This window comes from Streptomyces sp. NPDC101132 (assembly GCF_044759225.1).
Lineage (GTDB): Bacteria > Actinomycetota > Actinomycetes > Streptomycetales > Streptomycetaceae > Streptomyces.
Map to the genome: position 1 here is coordinate 1 of NZ_JBIVYX010000018.1, position 20,539 is coordinate 20,539.

The window sequence follows — 20,539 nt, forward strand, 5'->3', positions numbered from 1 at the left end:
TGCGCTCGGCGAGCTAGGCTTTGCCTAGCCGGAGTCGGCCCTTCCGGTCGGAGTCCTTCGCTTCGCTTCGGACTGTTCGGGTTCCGCTTCGCTCCACCCGAACAAGCCGCTTCGCGGGCCAGGGACTCCCGTGCTGCGCACGGCAGGTGACTCTGCTTCACGGGGGCCGGGCCTATGGCCCGGTGGGCGGGTCCGCTGCGCTCCCCCACCCGGGTCCTTGCGGCTTCGCCTCCAGGGCCAGCCCGCTGCGCGGGCGCCAGCAGCGGTGGCGAGGGCTTCGGTCGGGGCTGCCGCGCCCCTGGTGGGCCATCTGAAAAGGGGTCGGGCTGTCGTGGTGTGCCCTCGTGCCGTCTTCGCGGTGGGCGCGGAAGCTCCCTGCTCTTGCGCTTCGCTTCAGCCGGCCAGTCTTCGCTGAGCTTGGGCTGGCCCTTCGGGCCGGTGTCCCCTGCTTCGCTTCGGACAGGTTCAGGGCCCTCGCTTCGCTCGGTCTCGAACCGGCCTGCTATGCAGGCCAGATGACTCCGTTTCATGAGCCTGGATCTTCTGCCCCTTGGCCGCGTCCGCTTCGCTCCCCCTGCCAGGGGGTCTTCCGACTCCGCCTCCCAGGCCAGCCCTGCCTCACTGCCGTAGGGGCGACCAGTTAGAGTCAAGCATTGCGACTTATGGGGGCGGCAGTGAAAACCGTGGACTCACACAACCGGCGACTCCACATTGCGGTCATTTCCACCCTGGCAATCGGCATAATAGACGTGAGTCCGTCTCTGGCGGAAAGCTGGCGCGACCATCAGATCGAAGCCTCACTGCGAGCGGAAGAGCAGCGGCCCGCGAAGGAAGTGCTCCGTGAGGCCGGAGCCCGAGCCCTTGCCTCGGGAGCTGCAACGTTCACCCTCACCGTCGACAACGGTGTTCCTGGTACCGAAGTACCCAAAGAAGGCGCGCATCATGGGCCAATGGCATCGATGCAATCGTGGCACCCCACGTCTCCCGATGGCGCATCGGAAACCGCTACTACGCCCCGCCACAGTCATCTTCCTTCGGCCATTCCGAAGTCGAATATGAATCCAGTCAACACCTCATATACATCCCCCGAATCCTGAAAATGCTCCAAGCAGGCGCAGAGCCAGAACACCTCGGAAAGGAAAACCAGGAAGGGCAACTCGCACTGCACATCAAACCAATAATCCCAACCACAGGATTGACGCCTGGATCGATCACCATGGGCAACTGACCCACATACACACACCCAGCTACACGATCAAATTCCACTCCTTCGGCGGCCCCCCGGTGACCCTGCCCCAAGGAGCCCAACTTGTCCCCCGACTACTGAGAGGTGGACGGGGCCTACAGCCTCCGCTCTCGCTCACCCCTGCTTCATTTTCAACTCAGATCGACTCTGGGCATCGGTAGGCATACCAGCACAGGCGAGCCTTCCAAGCTGCAGCGAGCAGGGGCCAGGCCCGGGTGCCCACCCGCAGAGCGGTCTCCCGTTCGGAGCCGATGTAGTCCTGCGCGATGTTCACCAGCCGGCTGTTCGCCGCGCCGCTGACGCCGACCTGCTCAAGGGCCGCGGGCCGATCGGACACATCCAGGTCGTTCGGAACAGCCAGCCAGGCCTTCGGTCAGCGACCCCCACATCGCACGGGCGTCCGCGCCCACCACCATCGGTTGGCGCGCCGGCGGCCGCGAACGGGTCGGGGGTGGGGGCGGACACCAACGACCGCAGCCAACCAACTGGCCACCCCCACGCAGACGCCGCCGGACCTACCTGCACAACGAAAAACCTGCACCGCGCCAACGACTTTCGTCCCATCTGCCCAGGTCAGGCATGAATGTGGGGGCTGGTGGCAGCCGATCTCCCAGCACCCGGTCACTCCATGACAGCCAAGATCAGAAGCTTTGCAAGGCACAACCAGGGACAACGGCGTCGACCTGATTGACGCTCATCGACCTCGACCAGCATGCGCATTCACACAAACTGACAACCCCGGGTCAGCAGTATGACGACTGCTCAGATTCACTGATCAGCGACAGCGCTCTCGCCGCTCTTGGCATCAACTGGGCGACCACGTGACGTCGGGTGCTCGCCAACGTGTACCAGTCAGCGGGCACCCGATCGGACGATCTTGCACTCGGCGCCTTGCGCGACTGATCGATTGCCCGATGGGCTTGCAGCCATCCAGAGACCGTCCCCCAGGCCGGCGTGCCGCTCCCAGCCAAACCCGCGCTCCGGCCGCTCAGGAAAGGAACCGAGACCGTGCTGCTCTACACCGACATCATCAGCGGCGACGAACTGTTCACCGACGCCTTCCCCGTCAAGGAGGTCGCAGGCCGCTACGAAGTCGAAGGCAGACTGATCACGGTAAGCGGCGACGTCCACGCGGACATCGACGCGAACCCCAACGAAGTCGAGGCCGCGGAAGATACTGACGGCACCAGGCAGGTGATCGACGTGATCCACGCCCACCGGCTTCAACCGACGTCGTTCGACAAGAAGTCCTACACGGTCTACGCCAAGGGCTACCTCAAGGCCGTGAAGAGCGAGCTGTCCGAGACCGACCCCGGTTCCGTTGCTGCCTTCGAGGCGGAAGGGACCGCCCTCGTCAAGGAAGTCCTGGGCAACTTCCAGGACTACGAGTTCTACACCGGCGAGAGCATGAACCCCGACGGCATGGTCGCCCTCCTGAACTACCGCGACGACGGCACCACGCCCTACCTCACCTTCTTCCAGCACGGCGTCCACGCGCACCAGATCTAACCCCCATCGCAGGCACCGGGTGCGCCCCCAAGACCAAGCCCCCCACACAAGCGAGGTCACGCCTGGAACGACGGGGCGCAAGGCGCACCCGGAGCCGAGTCCCGGATGCTGTGCACGGTCCCGGCCACGGGCAGGCCCCGGGCCGCCCGCCCCCGCTCCTTCCCGCGCCTCGCAGTCGTTGCGGGGCAGCGGTCAGCCGACGGCGACCACGAGTCGGGTATCGGCATATGACAACTTGGTAATTGGCCGGCCCTACCCCCGGAAGTACGGGTTTCGGTGGACCTGGTGGGTGCAGTCGTCGGCGAACGTGTTGGCCACGTCCCGGCACACCCAGATGTCGACGTAACGAATTCCGCTGTCATCCCTCGTGGGAATACGGCCAAAGCTGACCGTCCTTCCACAACCGAGCGAATTGGTACGCGTGCGACCGTTCCACTGGCCGCTGATGTCCAGGAAGAAATACACGGGGCGCCCGTCGCAGGCACTGTCCGTCAGACGTGCATTGAGGATCGCGAAATTTCTGGCATCGATCCACGAGATGGTTCCGTCCGCGCGCGCCAACCGCGTGCCCCCTTTGAAGACGGAAACGTTGTAGTAGGCATCTTGAACGGCATCAGCACTGGTGGCAAGCCCCACGACAAGGCCTGCGGCCATAGACATCGCAATGACGGTCCGTCGACCAGCTCTTTTGCGCATGACAGACTCCACGGAGCGTAGTAAATCGAAATGGCGTAGCCGGCAACGTCACGGCGGATCCTCGGAACGCGTGCATTTGGCACGGCCGCTCAACGGTCCGCTGCCAGCGCCCGCGAAAACTGTCGACGCGGTGCCTTGCTCGCATTCGTCTACAGGATAGATCGGGGCCACCTGCAAGGCGACAGGGGCCGGTATTCGCTGATCTGGCACGGCCGACGTCGGGTGCCGCTCCTGCTTCGATCTGGCAGGCCCTCGGCGAGCCAGACAAGACCTTCAGCACCCTGCGGGTCCTCGTGCAGTACGCCGCGCAGGAGCCAGAGCCCGAAAGTCCGCGCCATGACCACCGAGCTCCTCCCACCCCTACCTGCCCGGGCTACGCCGCTTCGCCCAACGCACCCGCACCCCTGCATAGCCCGATACGGCACGGCAACCGAGGGCGGGGTTCTCCGTCGAGCGTTGGCACCGGCGCCACCGTGATGCGAGATGCGCGCACGAGCCACGCCGGAACGGTCGCGGGCCCTGGGCGGACAAGGACCCCTCTACGACTCCGGCTCGGCTCTTCTGCTGTAGAGACGTACGGTGCAGTCACCGCTGCCGGTGGCCAGGAGGTTGCCGTCCGGTGAGAATGCCAGTGCCGTGACCACGGCGTTCTTGTGGCTGGTGAAGGCTGTGAGAAGGCGGCGTGTGGAGGGATTCCACAGCTCCAGCGTCCCGTAGTTGGTCCCGACGGCCAGGAGGTTGCCGTCGGGTGAGAACGCCGTGGAATGGATCGCGAACGGACGGGTCCTGAGGGGTTGCCCGCGGGGTCGGCGGGTGGTGGGGTTCCACAGCTGCAGCCTGAAGTCGGTTCCGCCGGTGGCGAGGAGGGTGCCATCTGGCGAGAACGCCACCGTCTCGACCCGGCCGGTGTGGGCGGTGAGGGATTTGCCGATGGGCTGGCAGGTGACGGGGTTCCACAGCCGTACTCTGCCGCCGGAATCACCGGCGGCGAGGAGAGAGCCGTCCGGCGAGAACGCCACCGAGGAGATCCACGCCTCGGAGCTGCCGCGACCCCCGTGGCCGGTGAGAGTTCTCTGGATGCGTTGGCGGGTGATGGCATTCCACAATCGCACCCGGCCATACCCGCAGCCGACTGCCAGCAGGGTGCCATCGGGTGATATCGCTACCGCCGTCACCGGGTTCCGGGCGGTGGTGAGTACGCCCGCTTCCTCGAAGCGGTCGGGCGGCCTGGCTAGGAGAACCGATCCGCCCGATGCGGCCTGACGGGGAACGCCTGGGTTGGCTGGCGGTTCTGCCTCGGTGGCCGAGAGGCGGGCAGGTTCGGGGGGCTGCGTGCGTGGGCGAGGAGGTCGCGCTGTGGTGAGAGCCTCCCAGCGGTCGTGCCAGACGTCGAGTGCCGGATCACCATAGGTCGGCGGGTCACACTCCCGGCCGGTCCGGTCCCAGGACAGGAAGGTCCGCACGAGGCACAGGAGCTTGTCCCGGCCGACGTAGCCGCCGTTGAGGATGCCGCTGAGTGTGGACAGCGGCAGGGAGACGCTCTCGTCAGGGAAGAGTCTACGGGCCCGCTTCTCGATGTCACGCAGGGACGGGCTACCCGCGCGGACCCTCAGCGCGGTCAGTTCCCTTGCCTGCTCGCGCAGAAGTTCCGCATAGCTGCGCGTGGTGTCCGGCGATGCCATCGCCTCCCATGCCGTATCCGTATCAGGCCAGGCTAGAGCGGATCCGGCTCGTCACGCCGAACTTTGCCGAACAGCTGCGAACACCTCAATCCATCCAGCCGCGGGCTGCGGGACACGGCAGTCCTTCAGTGCTGTCGGCGCCCTGTTCAGGGTTCGCCAGAAGCGTTCAGTACGGGCTGGTCAGCGGCCTGGGCAGTGCAGATTCAAGGCATGAACACGCCTGAGAGCCCACAGCCGTTCCTGTCCCTCCACACCGCAGTCATCCTGCTCACCGCCCTCGTAATCGGCACCGTCCTGGGCGTCCTCACCCTCCTCAGCGGCGCCCCCGCGGCCGGGGCCCTCGCCCTCGGGCTCACTGCCGCCGGCGCCAGCGTCCCGGCATTGCGCGGCCTCATCGGATAGCCGTGTCGAGCACCCAGTCTGAGCACTCCGTCCAAGCGGCGAGCTTGCTATGGCCCGTCCTCCTACTGCGTCCAAGAGCGCAAGAGCTCGGTAATCCGGCCGACGGTCGTGCGGGGGATCCGGTTCCGCACGTGGCCGCCGTCGACGGTGGCTGTTCCCGAGAGGGGTCGATGTGACTGAGCGCTTCAGTTGGCGGGATTCGCCATGTGCGGCGCTCGCCCAGAGGCGGATCTGTGACCGGCGGTGATGCGAGCTCCCCCCAGGACTTGTCGGGCGGATGAAGGCCGGGGCCGCGGGGTCTGGCGCGGTACCTCGCCGCGTTGCCGAAACGTTCCGGAAGCGATGTTCTCGCGGATGCCGCGGGCGGTCCGAGCGGAAGGAAGCGGCCGACGACAGGACTCCCTCACCGAGCGTCCCGTCGACTGGCCGGTGTCGGTCGGCTTGGCGATCGTGCGGGCCCACCAGCACGTCATGGAGGGCTTCCGAGGGCACCTCGGATCGGTCACCATGGAGGTCCGTCGGCGATCCGAGGGTGGGGATGAGCGAGGGTGGGAACGCTATGGACGGGCAACGGAGCAGGTCGGAGCAGGTCGGACCCGCCCCGTGGCTGGCGCTGGCCTGTCTGGTCGGGCTGTTTCTGGCCTACGTCGTACTGACGAACTTCACCGAAGAGCTGCGGGCGGCGCTGTGGGGCGAGCCCGGCACCGTGACCGAAGCCGACTGCCGGACGTACGACAACACCGTGGCCAATGCGGGAACCTCGACGTCCTGCTCGGGCGACTTCACCCCGGACGGCGGCGGCCCGTCGTTCGACGTCCCCGTCGAGGGCGACATCGATTCGCAACCGGTCCGCGCATGGCTGGTGGACGGTACATCCGGCACCGCATACGTGTCACCAACGGTGTGGGCGGGGGTGCTCCCGGTGGGGCTGTCCCTTCTCCTGGCCGGTCGCCCGGCGGCGGTGACGGTGAAGCGCATGCGCCGCGTCCACGCACGACGCCCTGGAGAGCCGCTTCACGGATCAGACCCGGAGTCGAGTGCGTGATCGGCTACGAGCGCGACGGGTACAGCGAGCACGTCACCTGTCTCGACATCGACAAGCCGGGCCTGTCCGCCAACTGATGGCGCTCAGTCACCACGGCGGGCCGCGCCGTTGACGGCGCACCCGCACGGCCCGCGCCCGTCACCACCGGGCCGAGCGTCCGCTGCCGCCCTGACACGCCGTCGGAGTGCTCGAATGGACGGGTACCGGCACGGTGCGGGTATGAGCCCGGACCTGCGCGTCATCGTCTACGCGACACCCTTTGGATCCTCAGGTCCGCATTCACCCACCCCGTGATCACCAACGGATTTGTCATGCGCCTCGGCCCGGCCGGCCGTCTCCGCCCTGCCGACCGGACCGTCTCCTCCTACCGTGCGTTCAGCACGGACGCGACGACCTTGCCCGCCGGGCCGCTGCCGTAGCCGCCGGACTGGACGACCGAGCCGGCGGCCAGGTCGTCCGCGTAACCGGTGAACCAGCTGTTGGAGTCGCTCTGTCCGTCGACCTCGGCCGACCCGGTCTTGGCTCCCTTGTCGCCGCTGACCGCGGACATCGCCTTGGCGGCGGTGCCGTCGGTCGCGGCGGCGGCCATCAGGCTGCGCAGGGTTGCGGCCATGTTCTCGGGCAGCGGCTGGGCGGTGGTCAGCTCGCCCTTGATCATCTCTCTGGGCACGATCACCGGCTGGCGGAACGCGCCGTTCTTCACGGTCGCCGAGAGGGAGGCGACGCTGAGGGCGTTCATGGTGACCTTGCCCTGGCCGATGTAGGAGGCGGCCGTCTCGGGGCCCTTCGAGACCGGGATGCCGGCGTCGGTGGAGGCGATCCCGATGGACCACACCCCGCCCAGGCCGAAGTACTTGCGGGCCGTCTGGCTCAGGGCGGTGTCCTCCACGCCCTTGGCGTTCAGCGGGCCCAGCGCCTTCATGAAGAAGGTGTTGCAGGAGCGGCGGAAGCTGTCCCGGAAGGTGCCGTTCTCGATGGAGAAGTTCTTGTTGTTGTGGAAGGTCCGGCCCGACCAGGTCACCTCCTTCGGACACTCGACCGGGGAGTTCGGCCCGCCGACCAGGCCGTGCTCCAGCATCATCGCCGCGGTCACGACCTTCATCGTGGAGCCGGGGGCCTGCGCCCCCTCCATCGCCACGTTGAACCCGCCGGCCGGGCTGTTGGCGACCGCGCTGATCTCGCCGGTGCTGGGCCGGACGGCGACCACCGAGGCCCGGTCGTACTTCTTCACCGCCCGCTCGGCGGCGGCCTGTACGTCGGCGTCCAGCGTCGTCTGGACCTTCTGCGTCTTTCCCTTGACGAGGGTGAGCAGCGTCCGGTTCGGCGCGTCGGCGTCGGCCGGCTCGATCCAGGTCTCGAGGGCGGGCTCGCTTGCGGCCCCGCCCGCGTACCGGGTACGCAGGGTGTCCAGGACGGGGGCCAGCGACGGGTACTTCTCGGCGGTCAGCTCCCGGCCCTCGCGGTCCACCGCCAGGATCGAGCCCGTCTTCGCCCAGCCGGTCCGCAGGGTCGCTCCCCGGATCAGCTTCGGGTGCAGCACCGTCGGCCGCCAGTCCACCAGCGCCCGCCCACTGTTCTTGCCGCGCACCACGGTCAGCTCCGAGGCGTACGCCAGCTCCTTCTGGTGCCCCTCAAAACCGATGGTCGCCTTCACCGTGTACCGCACCGTGGCGCCGCTCGCCGCGCCGGGCGTGACCACGGCGTTCTCCACGTGCCCGGTCGCCCGGAAGCCGCGCAGCGCCTCTGAGGCCGCCGCCGGGTCGTCGGTCAGCGTCGCGGCCGCGTCCGCGTCCCCGCGGGCCCACGCCGCCAGGAAGTCCCGTGCTGTCCGCTCGACCTCCTCGGCCGTAACCTCCGCGGACGCGTTCCGCAGCGCGGCGTCCGCACCACCGCCCGCACCGTCCGAGTCCCCGGCCAGCATCTCGTGGCCCGCGAGCCCCACCCCGCCCGCCACCAGGGCGAACACGCCGCCGACGAAGGCGGTCTTCACTCCGCTGCGCATGGTGCAGTCCCTCCCCCAGAGCCCCGTACGCGGCGTGAGAACGATGTTCACTTGAACATGTTCAAGACACTGATACGCACGCGCTCTACGGGGCCGTACGTCCCCCCTTAGATCAACCCGGGAGAGCAAAAGATGTACGACCGACCATGTGTTTATCTTTTCGTTACAAGCCGGCGGACGTGATCCCTCGACCCCGCCGCCGTCGAGGGTGGCCCGGCGCGGCGAGCCGGCCCTGGTGACCGGCGATGATTGATGCGTGCGGCTGCCGGCCGTGGCGGAACAGGCGGTCGACGCGTTCGTCGAAGGCTGCGAGCGGGCGCAGCGATCTGGGGCGGCCGGCGGAGCGCGCGGAGCGGTTCGGGCTGCGGTTGCCGCAAGCCCATGCCGTTGCCGTTGCCGTGGCCGCAGGTCCGGAGCGGTACGACGACGCGAACGCGGTCGCGGCAGGGAAACCGGGAACCACCAGTGCGTTCCGCAGCATCTGCGCGGCCCGGTCGAGTAGCAGCGAGGCTGGGCGTCGCGGCACTTGGCGAACCGGACCTCCTGGTCGGTCCGTGAGGGCCTCGGCGAGCTCGTGGTGGCTCATGCGCGATCGTCCGCGGATTCCGACCTGGCACCGCCGAAGTCTGGCTGAACACCTGCCCGAGCCCGCGCGGTGCCGGACCAGCGGTCGAGACGCATCATCTCCGACGTCGTGCCTGCTTCGGACCTGTGCGCCAGCGCCTGGGGTCGGAGCGCCCGCTTCGCAGCCGCCGCTGCGCCGTGGGGGAAGGGCGGCGCCTCTGTTGCCGACTGCTTGTCATGCACAATGTCGTTCATGGCGGACGCAGCGGCGCTGTACGCGCTGATCGGGGCGGTGGGTGGCGCAGTCGTCGGGGCGGGGGGTGCCGTACTGGGCCCCTTGCTGTTGCACGGTCGGCAGGCGGCGGAGAGGCGGGAGGCCGCCCTGCGGCAGGAGGAGCGCGAACGTGTCCAGCAGCGCAGGGAGGAAGACCTCCTCCAGCGCCAGCGGCAGTTCGAGCTGGAGGTGGCCGAACGCGACCGTCAGGCAGCCGCAGAGCGTGAGACTGCCGCCGAGACGCGGGCCCGGCAGTCGGCGACGACGGAACGGCTCCTGCGTATGCGTGCGACCACACGCGGGTGGCAACTCCTCCTCGAAGACACGTATTACGAATTGCGGCGGGGTCGGACCGTCGACCCCGAGGAGTTCTCCGGAGCCTGGCGCGCCGCCAGGGCTGAGGTCAACGACGCGTTCGACGAGGGGCTCCACGACGGCCTCTGGTTCGCCCATAGCCAGCCGGCCCAGATGCTCATCCGCAACTCATCCATCCTGCGCGCACTCGAGCCCAAAGATCACGGGGTCGACGTGACCAGGCTCGGCACGGCCCTGTCTTACACGACCCACGTTCTGACCGAATGCGTGGAAGCAGGCCCCCCACTGGCTGACGACCTTGCCGAGCGCGCCCGCAGCGCCCTCGCTCAGCTTGAGGAAGCCCGGGAAGCGCTGGGCGCGTTCATCGTGGGGCGGCTGGGAGCACTCGGCGTGGCGATCGAGCGAACCTCGGACAATCCCGACCCGCGCAGCTGACCCGCCCCTGGGAGCCCCCGCGGGCAGCCGGCCGCCGGCGGCCGCGGGTAGCAGCCGTACGGCCCGGTCCAGTTCGAGAGCGGCGGTTCCCGTGAGCCGGTGAAACCCGTACAAGAGCCCGCGGGCCTGCTCGCGGACGTGCATGGCCGGCTCCGGTGGCGTCTACGGGTGGCTCGTCATCTGCCGGTCACCCGTCCCGGCCACGGGGCGGCGGGTCCTGTCGCGGGCGCCGGAGGCGGCTGCGAGGGCGAGGAGGGTAGCGAGGGCTCCCGCTATGAGGTTGCTGGTGATGGACCGGGTGTGGGCGACGTCGCCCGCGACGAGCCAGGGCGCGACGCAAGTCCAGATGCCGAGGGCGCAGGCTGCCCACGCCATCGAGTGGGTGCGCTCGTAGGAGGTGCCGAGGCCGCCGCAGAGCAGCATGCAGGCGAGGCCTGCGATCAGGTTGGTGACCGCGAGCGTGGTGAAGCCGTTGAAGCCCACGATCCAGGGGGAGGCTGCCAGGTAGAGACCGGTCAGGACGGCCATGGCCTCGACCATCTGCGCCCGCGGGGTGGCGACCGCACGGTCGTGCCGGGCGCGCAGCTCCATCAGGTCGGGGTGCTCCTCGATCGGCGCACGGTGGGTTGATGCCATCACGACCTCCTCGTAGGACGAAAAAATGCCGAACCCGCCCCTACCCCCAAAATTCAGATGAACCGCCCCCGCAGGGTCGCGGGCACCGCCTTTCGTTGGCTTCGCTGCGCAACATGGGCGGGGCGTCTTCTGCCGGTGGCCGGGGCCGAGAGTTGGGCGGCCGGTCGGGCAGCGACCCGGGCCGTGCCTGGCACGGGGATCTCGGTGATGACACCCTGTCGTCGGCCCACGTACTGGTTGCGTCGTTGCGCGGGCCGCGCGTCGTGGTGGGGGTCATGTGGCGTTGCAGGTGCCGCCGCGCACCATGTCCAGGTGCTTGGCCACGACCGGGCGGGCCTTCTTCGCCGCGTCGGTGGTCTCCGTGTCCGTGCCCTGGCTGATCTGGTGGTCTATCAGGGCGAGGGTTTTGGTGTGGGCGTCTTCCTGGGCTGTGAGCCAGGCCGCGTCGTAGGCGGGGCTGCCAGCCGTCGCCTTGACGTTGTCGAGGGCGGTCTGCTGTTCCTGCGTCATGGTATCCGGCAGGGACACACCGCCCTTCTCGGCGAGACGCGAGATGGTGGCATCCAGATCGGTGTGATCGCGCACCAGTGCGGCGCCCACGTCCTTGACGCATGTGTCCTCGGCGTTCTTCTGGGCGTCCTGGCCTGCGGCGATCTCGGCCAGGTTGCCCTGGTGCGCGGTGCGAACGTACTGCGCGTCCGTGCTGCCCGGTGAAGGGGCCGCCGCCACCGCGGACAGCCCCGCGCTCGTCAGGACCACTGCCAGCACCGCTGTTGTCGCGCACCTGCTGCCCTTGGGGCCTCCTTCTCCCCGCGACCGGCCCGCCAGGGGGCGGGCCGAGGGGGCCGCGGTCGTGTCCGGCGCCTGTCCAGCCGATCCGCCGCGAAACCCCGGCTGCGGTCTGTGCCCTCTGACACGAAAGCGCTGTTGAGGCGCGGCATGCGGCACTCCGTGGTCGCGCTGTACGGCTGGTCTTCTCTACTGCTGGCACCAGGAGACCAGTCGGTCGTAGGCGAGTTGGGCGGCATCGGCGCCGGCGAGGGTGGCGAGAGCCCAGGTGATCGTCCGTGTCGTCTGCGGCCATAGGATCTGCGCCCCGGTGAGCGTGGTCACCACCCACACCCCTGTGCAGAACGGGCAGGTGACCAGAGCCCCGACGGTGGCCCTGGCGCCCTCGCCCCGCGCTCGCTCCGAGATCTCGGAGGGGCCGGTCGCGCCTTCGAACTCGGTGAAGGGCGCCCGCAGCAGGCTGGTCACGGACCCCTTGCTCAGCAGCCGGCTCAGCCGGAACGTGGCGAGCGAGGCCAGCACGGCGTCGCCCGGGCGCAGCCGAGCCGCCGGGCTGCCGCCGGTCCGCCGTAGGAGGACCGCCCAGGCCGCGCCGTACGCGCTGAAAGCGGCCAGGGACAGCGCCGACTCCTTCAACCGCTGTTCCTGGCCGGCTCCGTACGCCCGGGCCTGTCGGCGCAGTCTGCGCCGCACCCGGTCGAGGACGGCTCTGCCCCCTCGCACCGGTCGGCGGTCCGAAGTACCCGGTGCGCCATGCGACTGCTGGGATCCGTCCATGTCGAGCGGCTACCCCTGTCGGCATGCGTCATCCTCCCGCGCGCCGCTCGCGCCCTTCGCGGTGCGGGGATGAGCCTGAGCCGTGCCCTGCAGCGGGGCAGTGCGGCTCGGCCGGCTTGGGCAACCCGGGCCGACGGCCACACGGGCACACGGCCACATGGGGTACGGCTCAGGGCTCCGTTGGAGTGGTGGCCTGGCGGGACGGGCCCGCCGGGGCCGGTTTCCCCTCCCTGCGGGTGGCCCGGTGGTCTGCCGCCAGCAGGAGGAGGGAGGCCCCGGCGGCGATGACCAGGACCGCGCCGGTGGTGAGGTCGAGGATGCGGCTGGCGGTGTCGAGCGAGGTCTTCTGCCAGTCCAGCACGAACGGCGAGGCGAGCATCCACAGGCCCAGCGCGCCCACCGCCACGTCGGAGCGGACACCGCCGCCCCGGAAGAGGCGATGGCCCACGATCAGGGTGAGCACCGTTCCGACGATCATCTCGTTGACCTGGGCGTCCTTCGGACCCGCCTGGGTGGCCATGGGCACCGCCCACAGCGCGACGGACGCACCGAGCATCAGCAGGCCCAGCACCTGGTCGTGCAGACCCTGCCGGATGACGTGGCCGGTGTCCTGACGGGCCGGCAGGTGCTGCTGGTGGCGGTACACCGACATGGTGGCACCTCCCCCGTTGGAGGGTACGGACCCGGCCCCTACCCGCACCCTGTACACGTACGCCCTGCGCGGGTGGTGTCACCCGGCGGGCGGGGTACTTCCAGGGCGCAAGGGGGCCGTTCGGGCATCGCCACACCGGCCGTAGCGTGATCACTGGGAGGTGGGATCGCACGTCCGCAGCGCCGTGACGTAGTTGCCTCCCGTCCCGTAGCCGGCGAAAGTCGCCCAGCCGTCGGGGTCGATCACGCGGCACGGGGCCCACTGATCGTTGGTGTACTCGACCGTGACGGAGACGGTGTAGCTGCAGACGTTGTGAACGTCGGTGTAGCGCCAGCTCTGGAAATGCTCCACGCACTCCGGTGCCGGCGGGGCAGCGGTTGCCGCAGCGGCCGGGGCGGTGGCCAGGGGCATCAAGAGACCCGCCGCGGTCATGGCGGCGAGCACGACGGGACCCGGTTTGCGGGCGATGTGGTTTGCCATGCCCGGCATCCTCGGCGCTCGCAGGTACCGATGCAATTTTCTGCAAAGCATTTCAGCCAAGATTACCCGGCGCCCCATCGCACCAGTTCAGCAGCTGCTTCGAGCTTGAAATTGCTTGCAGAACCCCTCGCGCCTGGCCGCATGCGCGGTCGTCTCTTCGGTAGCCCGTCGGGCTGCCGGCCGGTGGACGTGACCGACCTCGAGCCCCGTCTTCGGCCGCCCGCTCGGGAGGCCCCCCCCCGCACCGCCGCTGAGCGCGTACTGCGCATCGAAGAGCGAGGTGGAGGCGTTCGCGCACGCGCTGCGTGCCGAGCTCGCGCACCGCGGTGGCGGGGTGGGCATCGCGTATCCGAGGAACCCCTATCGGACGCCTCCCGGCCATCCCGCCTTCGCCGCCCCGCACCGGGCGGTCAGCCAGGCCTACGGTGCACCCGCTCTGGTGATCGGAAACAGCGGGGCCGCCCCCGCCGCACAGCTCACCCGGGCCTGCAAGGCGCGGACGCCGCCGTCCGTCTCCGGGCAGGTGACGGCGCCGGGTGACCGGGGCGGTGCCACTCCTCGGCGCGACTGTCCGCTCCGAAGGAGCGCCGCTCCCGTCCGGCCGGGCGCCCCGGCGCAGGGCCGAGGGACAGTCAGCCCGACCACGCAGGGCAGGGACCCCCGTCCCAGGTCCCTCTCCCGCCCATGCCCGCAGGACAACTCCAGGACGGCGGCGTGGGTTGCCGTTGCGGTGAGGGGGAATAGGTTGGGTAACCAGCCTGGTCTGGTGGGAGACCCCGCGCCACCATACGGTCACTGCTTGTGGCTGACGGTCCGGTACGGGTGGTCTCATTCGGCTTTGCCCGGCTCGATGCCGCGGCGCTTGACGGCCTCCTCCGCCCCGCTTGGGGAGCCGACCGTGATGGGCTCCCCACAGAACGGCGGCAGCACGCATGCCCGCCTTGAACATCGCCGTCTCCACGCGCCCGGACCGCATCGTGGTACTCGTGGCAGGCGACCTCGACGTCGACACCACCTCCCACGTCGCCGACCTCACCCGCGCCATCGACCTGCGGGGCCGTGTGCTCACCCTGGACATGTCAGCTGTGGGGTTCATGGACTCCTCCGGCCTGCACATGCTCCTGGTCCTGCGCCGGCGAGCCCTCGCCGAGGGCGGCACCCTCGAACTCGCCGACGTGCCCCGCCAGGCCCTGCGACTGCTGGACCTGACCGGCACCCGCGACCTGTTCACCTACGCCGACCACCACGACCGCCCCTAGTTCGTGCATCTGATCCTCTTGTTCGAGTGGAAGGGAACAGGCGGCTGGTCTGCCGCTCCCCCCGGCCGCGGGGGGGCTGCGATCGTTGGAGGTGTGGAAGGCCTGTGACGCAAGCGGATCTGGAGGGGCGGGGCGGCAGCGGTGGGGCCCGGTCGCGCCCATCACCCGAGCCCGGAGAGGGCGAATGGCTGATCGAGCAGATCGTCTCGGCGGTGAAGGCCGGCGATGATCCGCAGATCCGGCGGCTCTTGACACGTCTCGCGGCGATTGCCGATGTCCCCGTGCTCTTGGAGCTCCGGCAACGGCTCTACGACGACAGGCCGGGCTGACCGGCCTCAGGGATCGCTCACCACCAGCAGGACGCTGTCCTGCAACGAACGGCCCCACCCGCCGGGGCGCGGTCACGCCGCGACCTGTGTCCCGCCCAGGGCCTTCGCGCCACCCGCTCGGCGGGCTCGGCCGCCCGGCGCAGCCCCTGCTGACCACCCGGCCGGACTGGCGCATAGTGAGGGACATGGGAGAACACCAGCGCGAGAACGGCGACGAGCGCCTGGTCGTGGTGCTGGGCGGCGAGCTGGACGTCGACCGGGCACCCATGCTCGCCGAGGCGCTGGAGATGGCGATCGACCAGCCCGGCGGGCCCGTCGAGATCGTCCTCGATGTGGCAGGGCTGGAGTTCTGCGACTCCTCCGGCCTCAACGTCCTCCTTCGCGCCCACAGCAACGCCCAGGGCCACGGCAAACGCCTGAGCCTGCGTGCGCCCCGCCCGCAGCTGCGCCGTCTGCTGGCGCTCACCGGCTCCGAGCGGCTGTTCCCGATCACCGACACCTGACATCCACCCGCGCGGCCCACCCGCCCGGCGGCGCGAGCACGGGCGCGTCACCGTGGCAGGGCAGGGCAGGTCCACGCACGCGGGGCCCGGCCGGCAGGACTCCATCCCGGCCGGGCCCCGCCACGCGCCTCACCTTCGGTTGCCCCATCCGTAGAGGCCAGGCATCCGGCTGGGTGACCGGCTCGCAGGCCGTCGGCCGCGTTGAGGCCCGACCCGACGACGTGCGCGCGACGATGTCCCGCGTCGTCTACGGCTGGAGATCACCGTGCTCAAACGCAAGCGCCTCCGCGGGCGTATCCAGGTCACCTTCGTCCTGCCCACCGACACCCCGCCCGGGCCGGTCAGCGTGGTCGGAGACTTCAACCACTGGAACCCCCACGCCCACCCCCTCCAGCCTCAGGGCGACGGCACCCGCACCGCCACGGTCACCCTCCCCGCGCACAGCAGCCACGCCTTCCGCTACCTCGCCGCCGGCGACCAATGGTTCGACGACGAGCACGCGGACCACCACGACGGCACCAACAGCCGAATCCACACCTGACTCCCCCGGCCGAACGACACCGCCCCGGCACCCCCGAGCCCCCGGCCCGACGGCGCGGCCCCCGCCGCACCCGCCCCACCCCGCCGGCAGACCTGCCCCGACTCCGGCACGCCTTCGGCCTCGCCCTCGCCGCCTCGTCCTCCACACCCACCCCACCGGGTCGGCTTGACCCACGGCGGCCGTCGTACGCGCGCCCTCCGCCCCGGCCCACAGCCAAACCCGCCGCTCGGCCGGACGAGCCTTCAGGGGCGGTCTGCCGCGGGAGGGTCGTCCGTCGGCCACAGGCCGAGCATGTCCAGCAACACCGCCAGGTCCGCGCTGTCGACGGCACGGGAGGCAACCGCGCGTCGAGCAGCACCCCGATCGGCCGCGCCTGGACCGCTCAGATGCCGAGGATGCGCGGAACCTCCACCTGAGTCTGGCAATCAGGCGGCTCCGCTCAGGTGTGCGGTGTCGTTGAGGGTGGCCAGGATCCAGCTGGTGTTGCCGTAGGCGTCTTGGTGTCGCTCGAACCGGGTGAGGCCCGCGTGGGAAGTGCCGAAGCCGATGGCCGGACTCCGGCTCAGCGGGATGCCGAGCAGGAGGTAGCAGGCCGCATGGAGGGTTTCTCCGTGCGCAGCGAGCAGGACGTGCCGGCGGTCGTGGCGCTCGAGGAAGCCCGCGAGGTGGCGGGTGGCCCGGGTCAGGTAGCTGATCCAGGGTTCGGCGTCGGGTGCATACGGGCGGTCCGGGTGGGTCTGCGGGGGACCCCCGAAGGCCGTTTCGACCTCGCGCCAGAGCCTGCCGTCCGCTTCGCCGTGCCGGGGGCCGTCGAGGCCCGGTTCGGTGAGGAGGGGGAGGCCGAGGGCCGTCGCCAGGATCCGGCCGCTTTCCTGGAGGCGGCGGCGGGGACCCGCGTAGACGGCATCGATGCGGTCCTCGGTGCCCTGGGCAGCAGCGAGCCGGGCGGCCAGACGTTCGATCTGGTGCCGACCGAGGTCGGTGAGCCCGGTGCAGGTCTTCGGTCCGCCGACGCGGCCCTCGACGTTGCACCGGGCCTGGCCGTGGCGGGCGATGAGCAGGCGGGTGGTGACGGTCATGGCCGGTGTCCGGTCACAGGCTTGCGGCGAGTTTGTCGGCCATGCGGAGGGTGAGCGCGGCGAGGGTGAGGGTGGGGTTGGCCGTGCTGCCGGTGGGGAAGACGGAGTTGCCGACGATCCAGAGGCTGGGGTGGGCGTGGGAGCGGCCGTCGGCGTCGACGACGGAGGTGGCGCGGTCGGTGCCCATGCGGGTGGTGCCCATGGGGTGTCCGGCGCCGTTGTACTTCAGCGTCGGCTGGAGCGGCTCGACCTCCTCGGCGCCGGCGGTGTGTTCCAGGTGCTCCCAGATGCGGCGTGCGACGGAGTGTCCGTAGGCGAGGGCGCGCTTGGAGTAGTCGTCAATCTTGAAGGCGATCTTGGGGCGGGGGACGTCCAGTTGGTCGCGCTGGTCGGAAAGGGTGACGCGGTTGGCGGGGTCGGGGAGCTGTTCGGTGGAGTAGCCGATCCGCATCATGCGGGTGACGCGTTCGGCGAGCTTGTGCTGGAGGTCGTCGCCGTAGTGCTTCAGGCGCTTGGCGGCCGGGTCCCACATGAGCTTGTCGAGGGCGGCGGCGGGGGATTCGAAGCGGCCCCAGCCGTCGTTGCCGATGGTCATGCGGAACGCGCCGGTGGTGCGTCGCCAGTCGCCGTCGCGGAAGGTCTCGATGCTGAGGGTCGACTGGGGGCCGCGGAAGGGGAAGACGGGCTGGCCGAAGAGGCCGACGACCTCTTCGGCGAGGTGGTCCATGAGGTTGCGGCCGACCTGGTCGCTGCGGTTGTCCAGGCCTGAGATGAGCCAGAGCTTCGGCGTCTCGATCGCGTTCAGGGCGAGGACGACGTGGGTGCCGTTGACCTGCTGCTCCGCGCGGTCGGTGGTGGTCCAGTCGCGGAAGACGACCGTCGGCGAGGCGGTGCCGGGCCGCGGCGCGAGGCGGGTGACGGTGCATCCGGTGCGCACCTCGACGCCGAGTTCGTCACGGGCCCGTCGGACGTGGACGGAGGCGTCGTACTTGGCGCCGGAGGGGCAGATGGGGATGCAGCTGGAGTTGCCCTGGCAGGCGGGCCGGCCCTGGTAGTCGCGCGTGTTGCGGGCCTGCGGGGTGGTGACGACGGTGAGGGGCACCTCGTCGATCTCCGTCAGGGAGGCCAGGGCGGTCCGTACGAGTTCGTCGCCGTAGCTGGGGACGATGCCGGGCATGGGGAAGTCGGTGCTTCGCGGGGTGGCGGTCTCCCATTCGGCGCGGTTGCCGGAGACGCCGAGTTCGTTTTCGGCCTGCGTGTAGAAGGGTTCGAGCTCTGCGTAGGTCAGGGGCCAGTCGACGGCGACGCCGAAGCGGGTCTTCATCTCGAAGTCGCTGGGCAGGAAGCGGGGGCTGTTGCCGCGCCAGGCCCAGGTGCTGCCGCCCACCATGCGCTGGAAGCCGCTCTTGTAGAGGTCAGGGCCGGTCTCGACGTAGTAGCGGTTCATCGCGACCGGGTCGCCGACGCCGTCCGAGGAGGGGGCGTATCCGTCCTTGTTGTTGGGCAGGGCAGCGTAGGGGGAGGGCACGTTCTTGGCGGCGGAGAGCTGGTAGGCATCGACGAACGCGGCGCGCTGGACCTCGTCGACGTCGTTGTTGCCGGCGTCGACGAGCAGGACGCGGGCCTGGGGCTTGGCTTCCTTGATCCGACAGGCGGCCAGCGCGCCGGCCACACCGGCGCCGACGATGACGACGTCGTAGGAGGTGCTGTCCATACGGGTGTGTCCTCGTTTCAGGGGTGCTGGGCCCAGTAGCCGTATCCACCCGGTACCGGCGCGGCGGAGAGCGGGTGCGCCTTGATGACGTTCCAGACGAGCGCCTCGCGATAGCGGGCGGGTGACTCGGGGCCGGCCTGGGTGTTGTCGGGGCGGTTGAACTGGGCGGTGTACCAGATGGCGAGGGTCTCGCGGGCGACGCGGGCGAGCTCGGGGTCCGCGTTGGCGGCGGCGAACAGCGCCGCTCCCGGGTCGGGCTCGCCGGAGACACTGCGGTAGGTGTCGATCAGGCGGGTGAGCGCTGCCGCGTAGTGGGCTTCGAGGCGGGTGCGGTGCGCGTCGGCAGTGGCCTGGTCGAGCGGCGACTGGCCGGTCAGGAGCTCGGACAGGGCGAGGAAGTCAGCGGCGGGGGTCATGGGGGCTCCTCGTTCAGTTCTCGACGAAGACGAGGTCCTCGGGCGGATGGGTCATCCGCACCTTGCTGTCGACGACCTCGACGATGGCGTCCAGGCCCGTGGTGGGGTGGCCGGTGGAGATGATCCAGAAATCGTCCGCGGCAGCGTCGAGGAAGGCGGGGAAGCCGGTCAGGTCCGCGTGGTCGGGGTCGCCGAGGTAGACGTAGTCCACCAGCCTGCGGAACAGCTTGGGCAGGATCACCGCGTCGTCCTGGAGGGAATCGATGTCGGTGACGGTGGCGCCGGTGAGGGTGTCGTCGTCCTTCCACAGGCCCTTGTTGGCCGCTTTCGCCTGGGCGGCTGCGGCAGTCAGCTCGTCGCGCAGGTCGGGGAAGAGGCTGGTGTAGTACGTGGGGTAGGCCAGGCCCTCTTTGAGGATGTGGTGGTTGAACGTGGTGCGCAGCAGCGCCTCGTCGACGTTGATCTGCGTGCCGCTGGGCCCCGGAGGGGTGCCCTTGCCGGCGAGGGCGATGCAGCGCTTGTCGCGGCCCGCGCCGCGGGTGAGGATCCAGCCGGGCCGGGTCAGTGGAGTCGCCGCGGTGACGGTCTCGTCCGGCGCGCGGTCGACGCTGGTGAAGCCGAGCCAGTCCGTCAGCGCGTCCCGGGCGGCACGGGCGTGAAGCCACGGCTGGTGGACCTCGGGGTTGCCGGTGCGCGAGTAGTGGGTCTCCAGCGTGTCGATGGCGTCCAGCCGGAGCTTGGCCTTGCCGGTCGTGTTGTGCTCGACCTTGTGGGGTCCGGGGACGAGTTCCCACTCCTCCTTCTTGTCCGGCTTGAAGGGGATGGTGTCCCCGTCCGCCCGGCTGTTGACGAGGTGGTACGAACCCGTGATCAGCAACATGGGCATGACGTTGCGGCTCCTTCACGACGTGCACGAACAACCGGAACACCCTCACTCAGCGTCAACAATAGGGAGTCTGGATATACAGAGGGTGAAAACGCGCGCGTCGTTCGCTCGTTAAGCCCTTCTGAGCACGGGGCGCAGCGTCGTCAGGTCGGGCAGGGCGGGGTGCACCGGGCCGAAGCCCTTGTCTTCGACGGTGGTGAAGAGGGCGTGCTCGGTGAAGCAGAGGGCGAGGTCGGCGATGGCTCCCACGACCGCGGCGGTGGGCTCGCCGTGTTGGCCTCCACCACGTGCAGGCCTCGTCCCCTGCC

General features: G+C 69.8%; 21 protein-coding genes and 1 pseudogene. 9 read left to right on the forward strand and 13 right to left on the reverse strand.

Annotated features, from left to right (window positions below; genetic code table 11):
- The first annotated feature begins 2,200 nt into the window (after positions 1–2,200).
- Positions 2,201–2,755, forward strand: a complete 555-nt coding sequence (locus tag ACIQUR_RS31125) for a translationally-controlled tumor protein (protein ID WP_403671526.1) — start codon at positions 2,201–2,203, stop codon at positions 2,753–2,755.
- Positions 2,756–3,007: 252 nt separating this feature from the next.
- Here the strand turns inward: ACIQUR_RS31125 and ACIQUR_RS31130 are convergent, their stop codons facing one another.
- Both ACIQUR_RS31130 and ACIQUR_RS31135 read right to left on the reverse strand, forming a co-directional pair.
- Positions 3,008–3,463, reverse strand: coding sequence for a hypothetical protein (locus ACIQUR_RS31130; RefSeq protein ID WP_403671529.1), 456 nt, complete (start codon positions 3,461–3,463; stop codon positions 3,008–3,010).
- Positions 3,464–3,990: 527 nt separating this feature from the next.
- On the reverse strand, positions 3,991–5,133 hold the full coding sequence (locus ACIQUR_RS31135) for a WD40 repeat domain-containing protein (protein WP_403671532.1): 1,143 nt from the start codon (positions 5,131–5,133) through the stop codon (positions 3,991–3,993).
- Between the two features lie 210 nt (positions 5,134–5,343).
- Here ACIQUR_RS31135 and ACIQUR_RS31140 point away from each other — a divergent pair, with 210 nt between their 5' ends.
- Positions 5,344–5,535 (forward strand): hypothetical protein, encoded by a 192-nt coding sequence (locus ACIQUR_RS31140; protein ID WP_403671535.1) that lies wholly within the window; start codon positions 5,344–5,346, stop codon positions 5,533–5,535.
- Positions 5,536–6,094: 559 nt separating this feature from the next.
- Positions 6,095–6,580: a hypothetical protein gene (locus ACIQUR_RS31145; RefSeq protein WP_403671538.1), complete on the forward strand. Its 486-nt coding sequence runs from the start codon at positions 6,095–6,097 to the stop codon at positions 6,578–6,580.
- Positions 6,581–6,944: 364 nt separating this feature from the next.
- Here ACIQUR_RS31145 and ACIQUR_RS31150 read toward each other — a convergent pair whose 3' ends face one another.
- A complete protein-coding gene (locus ACIQUR_RS31150; protein WP_403671541.1) occupies positions 6,945–8,582 on the reverse strand; it encodes a penicillin-binding transpeptidase domain-containing protein in 1,638 nt (545 codons plus the stop codon).
- 314 nt (positions 8,583–8,896) lie between these two features.
- Between ACIQUR_RS31150 and ACIQUR_RS31155 the strand changes: the two are divergent.
- Positions 8,897–9,022 (forward strand): annotated as a pseudogene (locus ACIQUR_RS31155) (PucR family transcriptional regulator); the annotation flags it as partial.
- A 377-nt stretch (positions 9,023–9,399) separates the two neighbouring features.
- Positions 9,400–10,170 carry a hypothetical protein gene (locus ACIQUR_RS31160; protein ID WP_403671922.1) on the forward strand — a complete coding sequence of 257 codons (771 nt, stop codon included), beginning with the start codon at positions 9,400–9,402 and terminating at the stop codon, positions 10,168–10,170.
- A gap of 162 nt (positions 10,171–10,332) precedes the next feature.
- On the opposite strand, the gene ACIQUR_RS31165 is transcribed toward ACIQUR_RS31160, so the two are convergent.
- The 5 genes from ACIQUR_RS31165 to ACIQUR_RS31185 form a co-directional block, all read right to left on the reverse strand.
- On the reverse strand, positions 10,333–10,806 hold the full coding sequence (locus ACIQUR_RS31165) for an SPW repeat protein (RefSeq protein WP_403671544.1): 474 nt from the start codon (positions 10,804–10,806) through the stop codon (positions 10,333–10,335).
- Between the two features lie 273 nt (positions 10,807–11,079).
- Positions 11,080–11,574: a DUF4142 domain-containing protein gene (locus ACIQUR_RS31170; RefSeq protein WP_403671547.1), complete on the reverse strand. Its 495-nt coding sequence runs from the start codon at positions 11,572–11,574 to the stop codon at positions 11,080–11,082.
- Positions 11,575–11,784: 210 nt separating this feature from the next.
- Entirely contained in the window at positions 11,785–12,318 is a 534-nt protein-coding gene (locus tag ACIQUR_RS31175) for a DUF1360 domain-containing protein (RefSeq protein WP_403671549.1), read from the reverse strand.
- A gap of 223 nt (positions 12,319–12,541) precedes the next feature.
- Positions 12,542–13,024 carry a hypothetical protein gene (locus ACIQUR_RS31180; RefSeq protein ID WP_403671552.1) on the reverse strand — a complete coding sequence of 161 codons (483 nt, stop codon included), beginning with the start codon at positions 13,022–13,024 and terminating at the stop codon, positions 12,542–12,544.
- A 150-nt stretch (positions 13,025–13,174) separates the two neighbouring features.
- Complete coding sequence (locus tag ACIQUR_RS31185; protein WP_403671555.1) at positions 13,175–13,504, reverse strand: alpha-amylase; 330 nt, start codon at positions 13,502–13,504, stop codon at positions 13,175–13,177.
- A gap of 932 nt (positions 13,505–14,436) precedes the next feature.
- Here ACIQUR_RS31185 and ACIQUR_RS31190 point away from each other — a divergent pair.
- The 4 genes from ACIQUR_RS31190 (at position 14,437) to ACIQUR_RS31205 (ending at position 16,136) form a co-directional block, all read left to right on the forward strand.
- Positions 14,437–14,763 carry an STAS domain-containing protein gene (locus ACIQUR_RS31190; protein ID WP_403671557.1) on the forward strand — a complete coding sequence of 109 codons (327 nt, stop codon included), beginning with the start codon at positions 14,437–14,439 and terminating at the stop codon, positions 14,761–14,763.
- Between the two features lie 104 nt (positions 14,764–14,867).
- Positions 14,868–15,092 carry a hypothetical protein gene (locus tag ACIQUR_RS31195; RefSeq protein ID WP_403671559.1) on the forward strand — a complete coding sequence of 75 codons (225 nt, stop codon included), beginning with the start codon at positions 14,868–14,870 and terminating at the stop codon, positions 15,090–15,092.
- Positions 15,093–15,277: 185 nt separating this feature from the next.
- Positions 15,278–15,595 (forward strand): STAS domain-containing protein, encoded by a 318-nt coding sequence (locus ACIQUR_RS31200; protein ID WP_403671562.1) that lies wholly within the window; start codon positions 15,278–15,280, stop codon positions 15,593–15,595.
- Between the two features lie 265 nt (positions 15,596–15,860).
- Entirely contained in the window at positions 15,861–16,136 is a 276-nt protein-coding gene (locus ACIQUR_RS31205) for an isoamylase early set domain-containing protein (protein WP_403671565.1), read from the forward strand.
- Between the two features lie 425 nt (positions 16,137–16,561).
- Here the strand turns inward: ACIQUR_RS31205 and ACIQUR_RS31210 are convergent, their stop codons facing one another.
- The 5 genes from ACIQUR_RS31210 to ACIQUR_RS31230 all read right to left on the reverse strand — a co-directional run bounded on the left by ACIQUR_RS31210 (position 16,562) and on the right by ACIQUR_RS31230 (position 20,480).
- Positions 16,562–17,215, reverse strand: coding sequence for a histidine phosphatase family protein (locus ACIQUR_RS31210; RefSeq protein ID WP_403671568.1), 654 nt, complete (start codon positions 17,213–17,215; stop codon positions 16,562–16,564).
- Positions 17,216–17,228: 13 nt separating this feature from the next.
- Positions 17,229–18,929, reverse strand: a complete 1,701-nt coding sequence (locus ACIQUR_RS31215; RefSeq protein WP_403671571.1) for a GMC family oxidoreductase — start codon at positions 18,927–18,929, stop codon at positions 17,229–17,231.
- Positions 18,930–18,946: 17 nt separating this feature from the next.
- Entirely contained in the window at positions 18,947–19,345 is a 399-nt protein-coding gene (locus ACIQUR_RS31220) for a sugar dehydrogenase complex small subunit (protein WP_403671574.1), read from the reverse strand.
- A 13-nt stretch (positions 19,346–19,358) separates the two neighbouring features.
- Positions 19,359–20,231, reverse strand: coding sequence for a thermonuclease family protein (locus tag ACIQUR_RS31225; RefSeq protein WP_403671577.1), 873 nt, complete (start codon positions 20,229–20,231; stop codon positions 19,359–19,361).
- Between the two features lie 111 nt (positions 20,232–20,342).
- On the reverse strand, positions 20,343–20,480 hold the full coding sequence (locus ACIQUR_RS31230; RefSeq protein WP_403671580.1) for a hypothetical protein: 138 nt from the start codon (positions 20,478–20,480) through the stop codon (positions 20,343–20,345).
- Between the last annotated feature and the right edge of the window lie 59 nt (positions 20,481–20,539).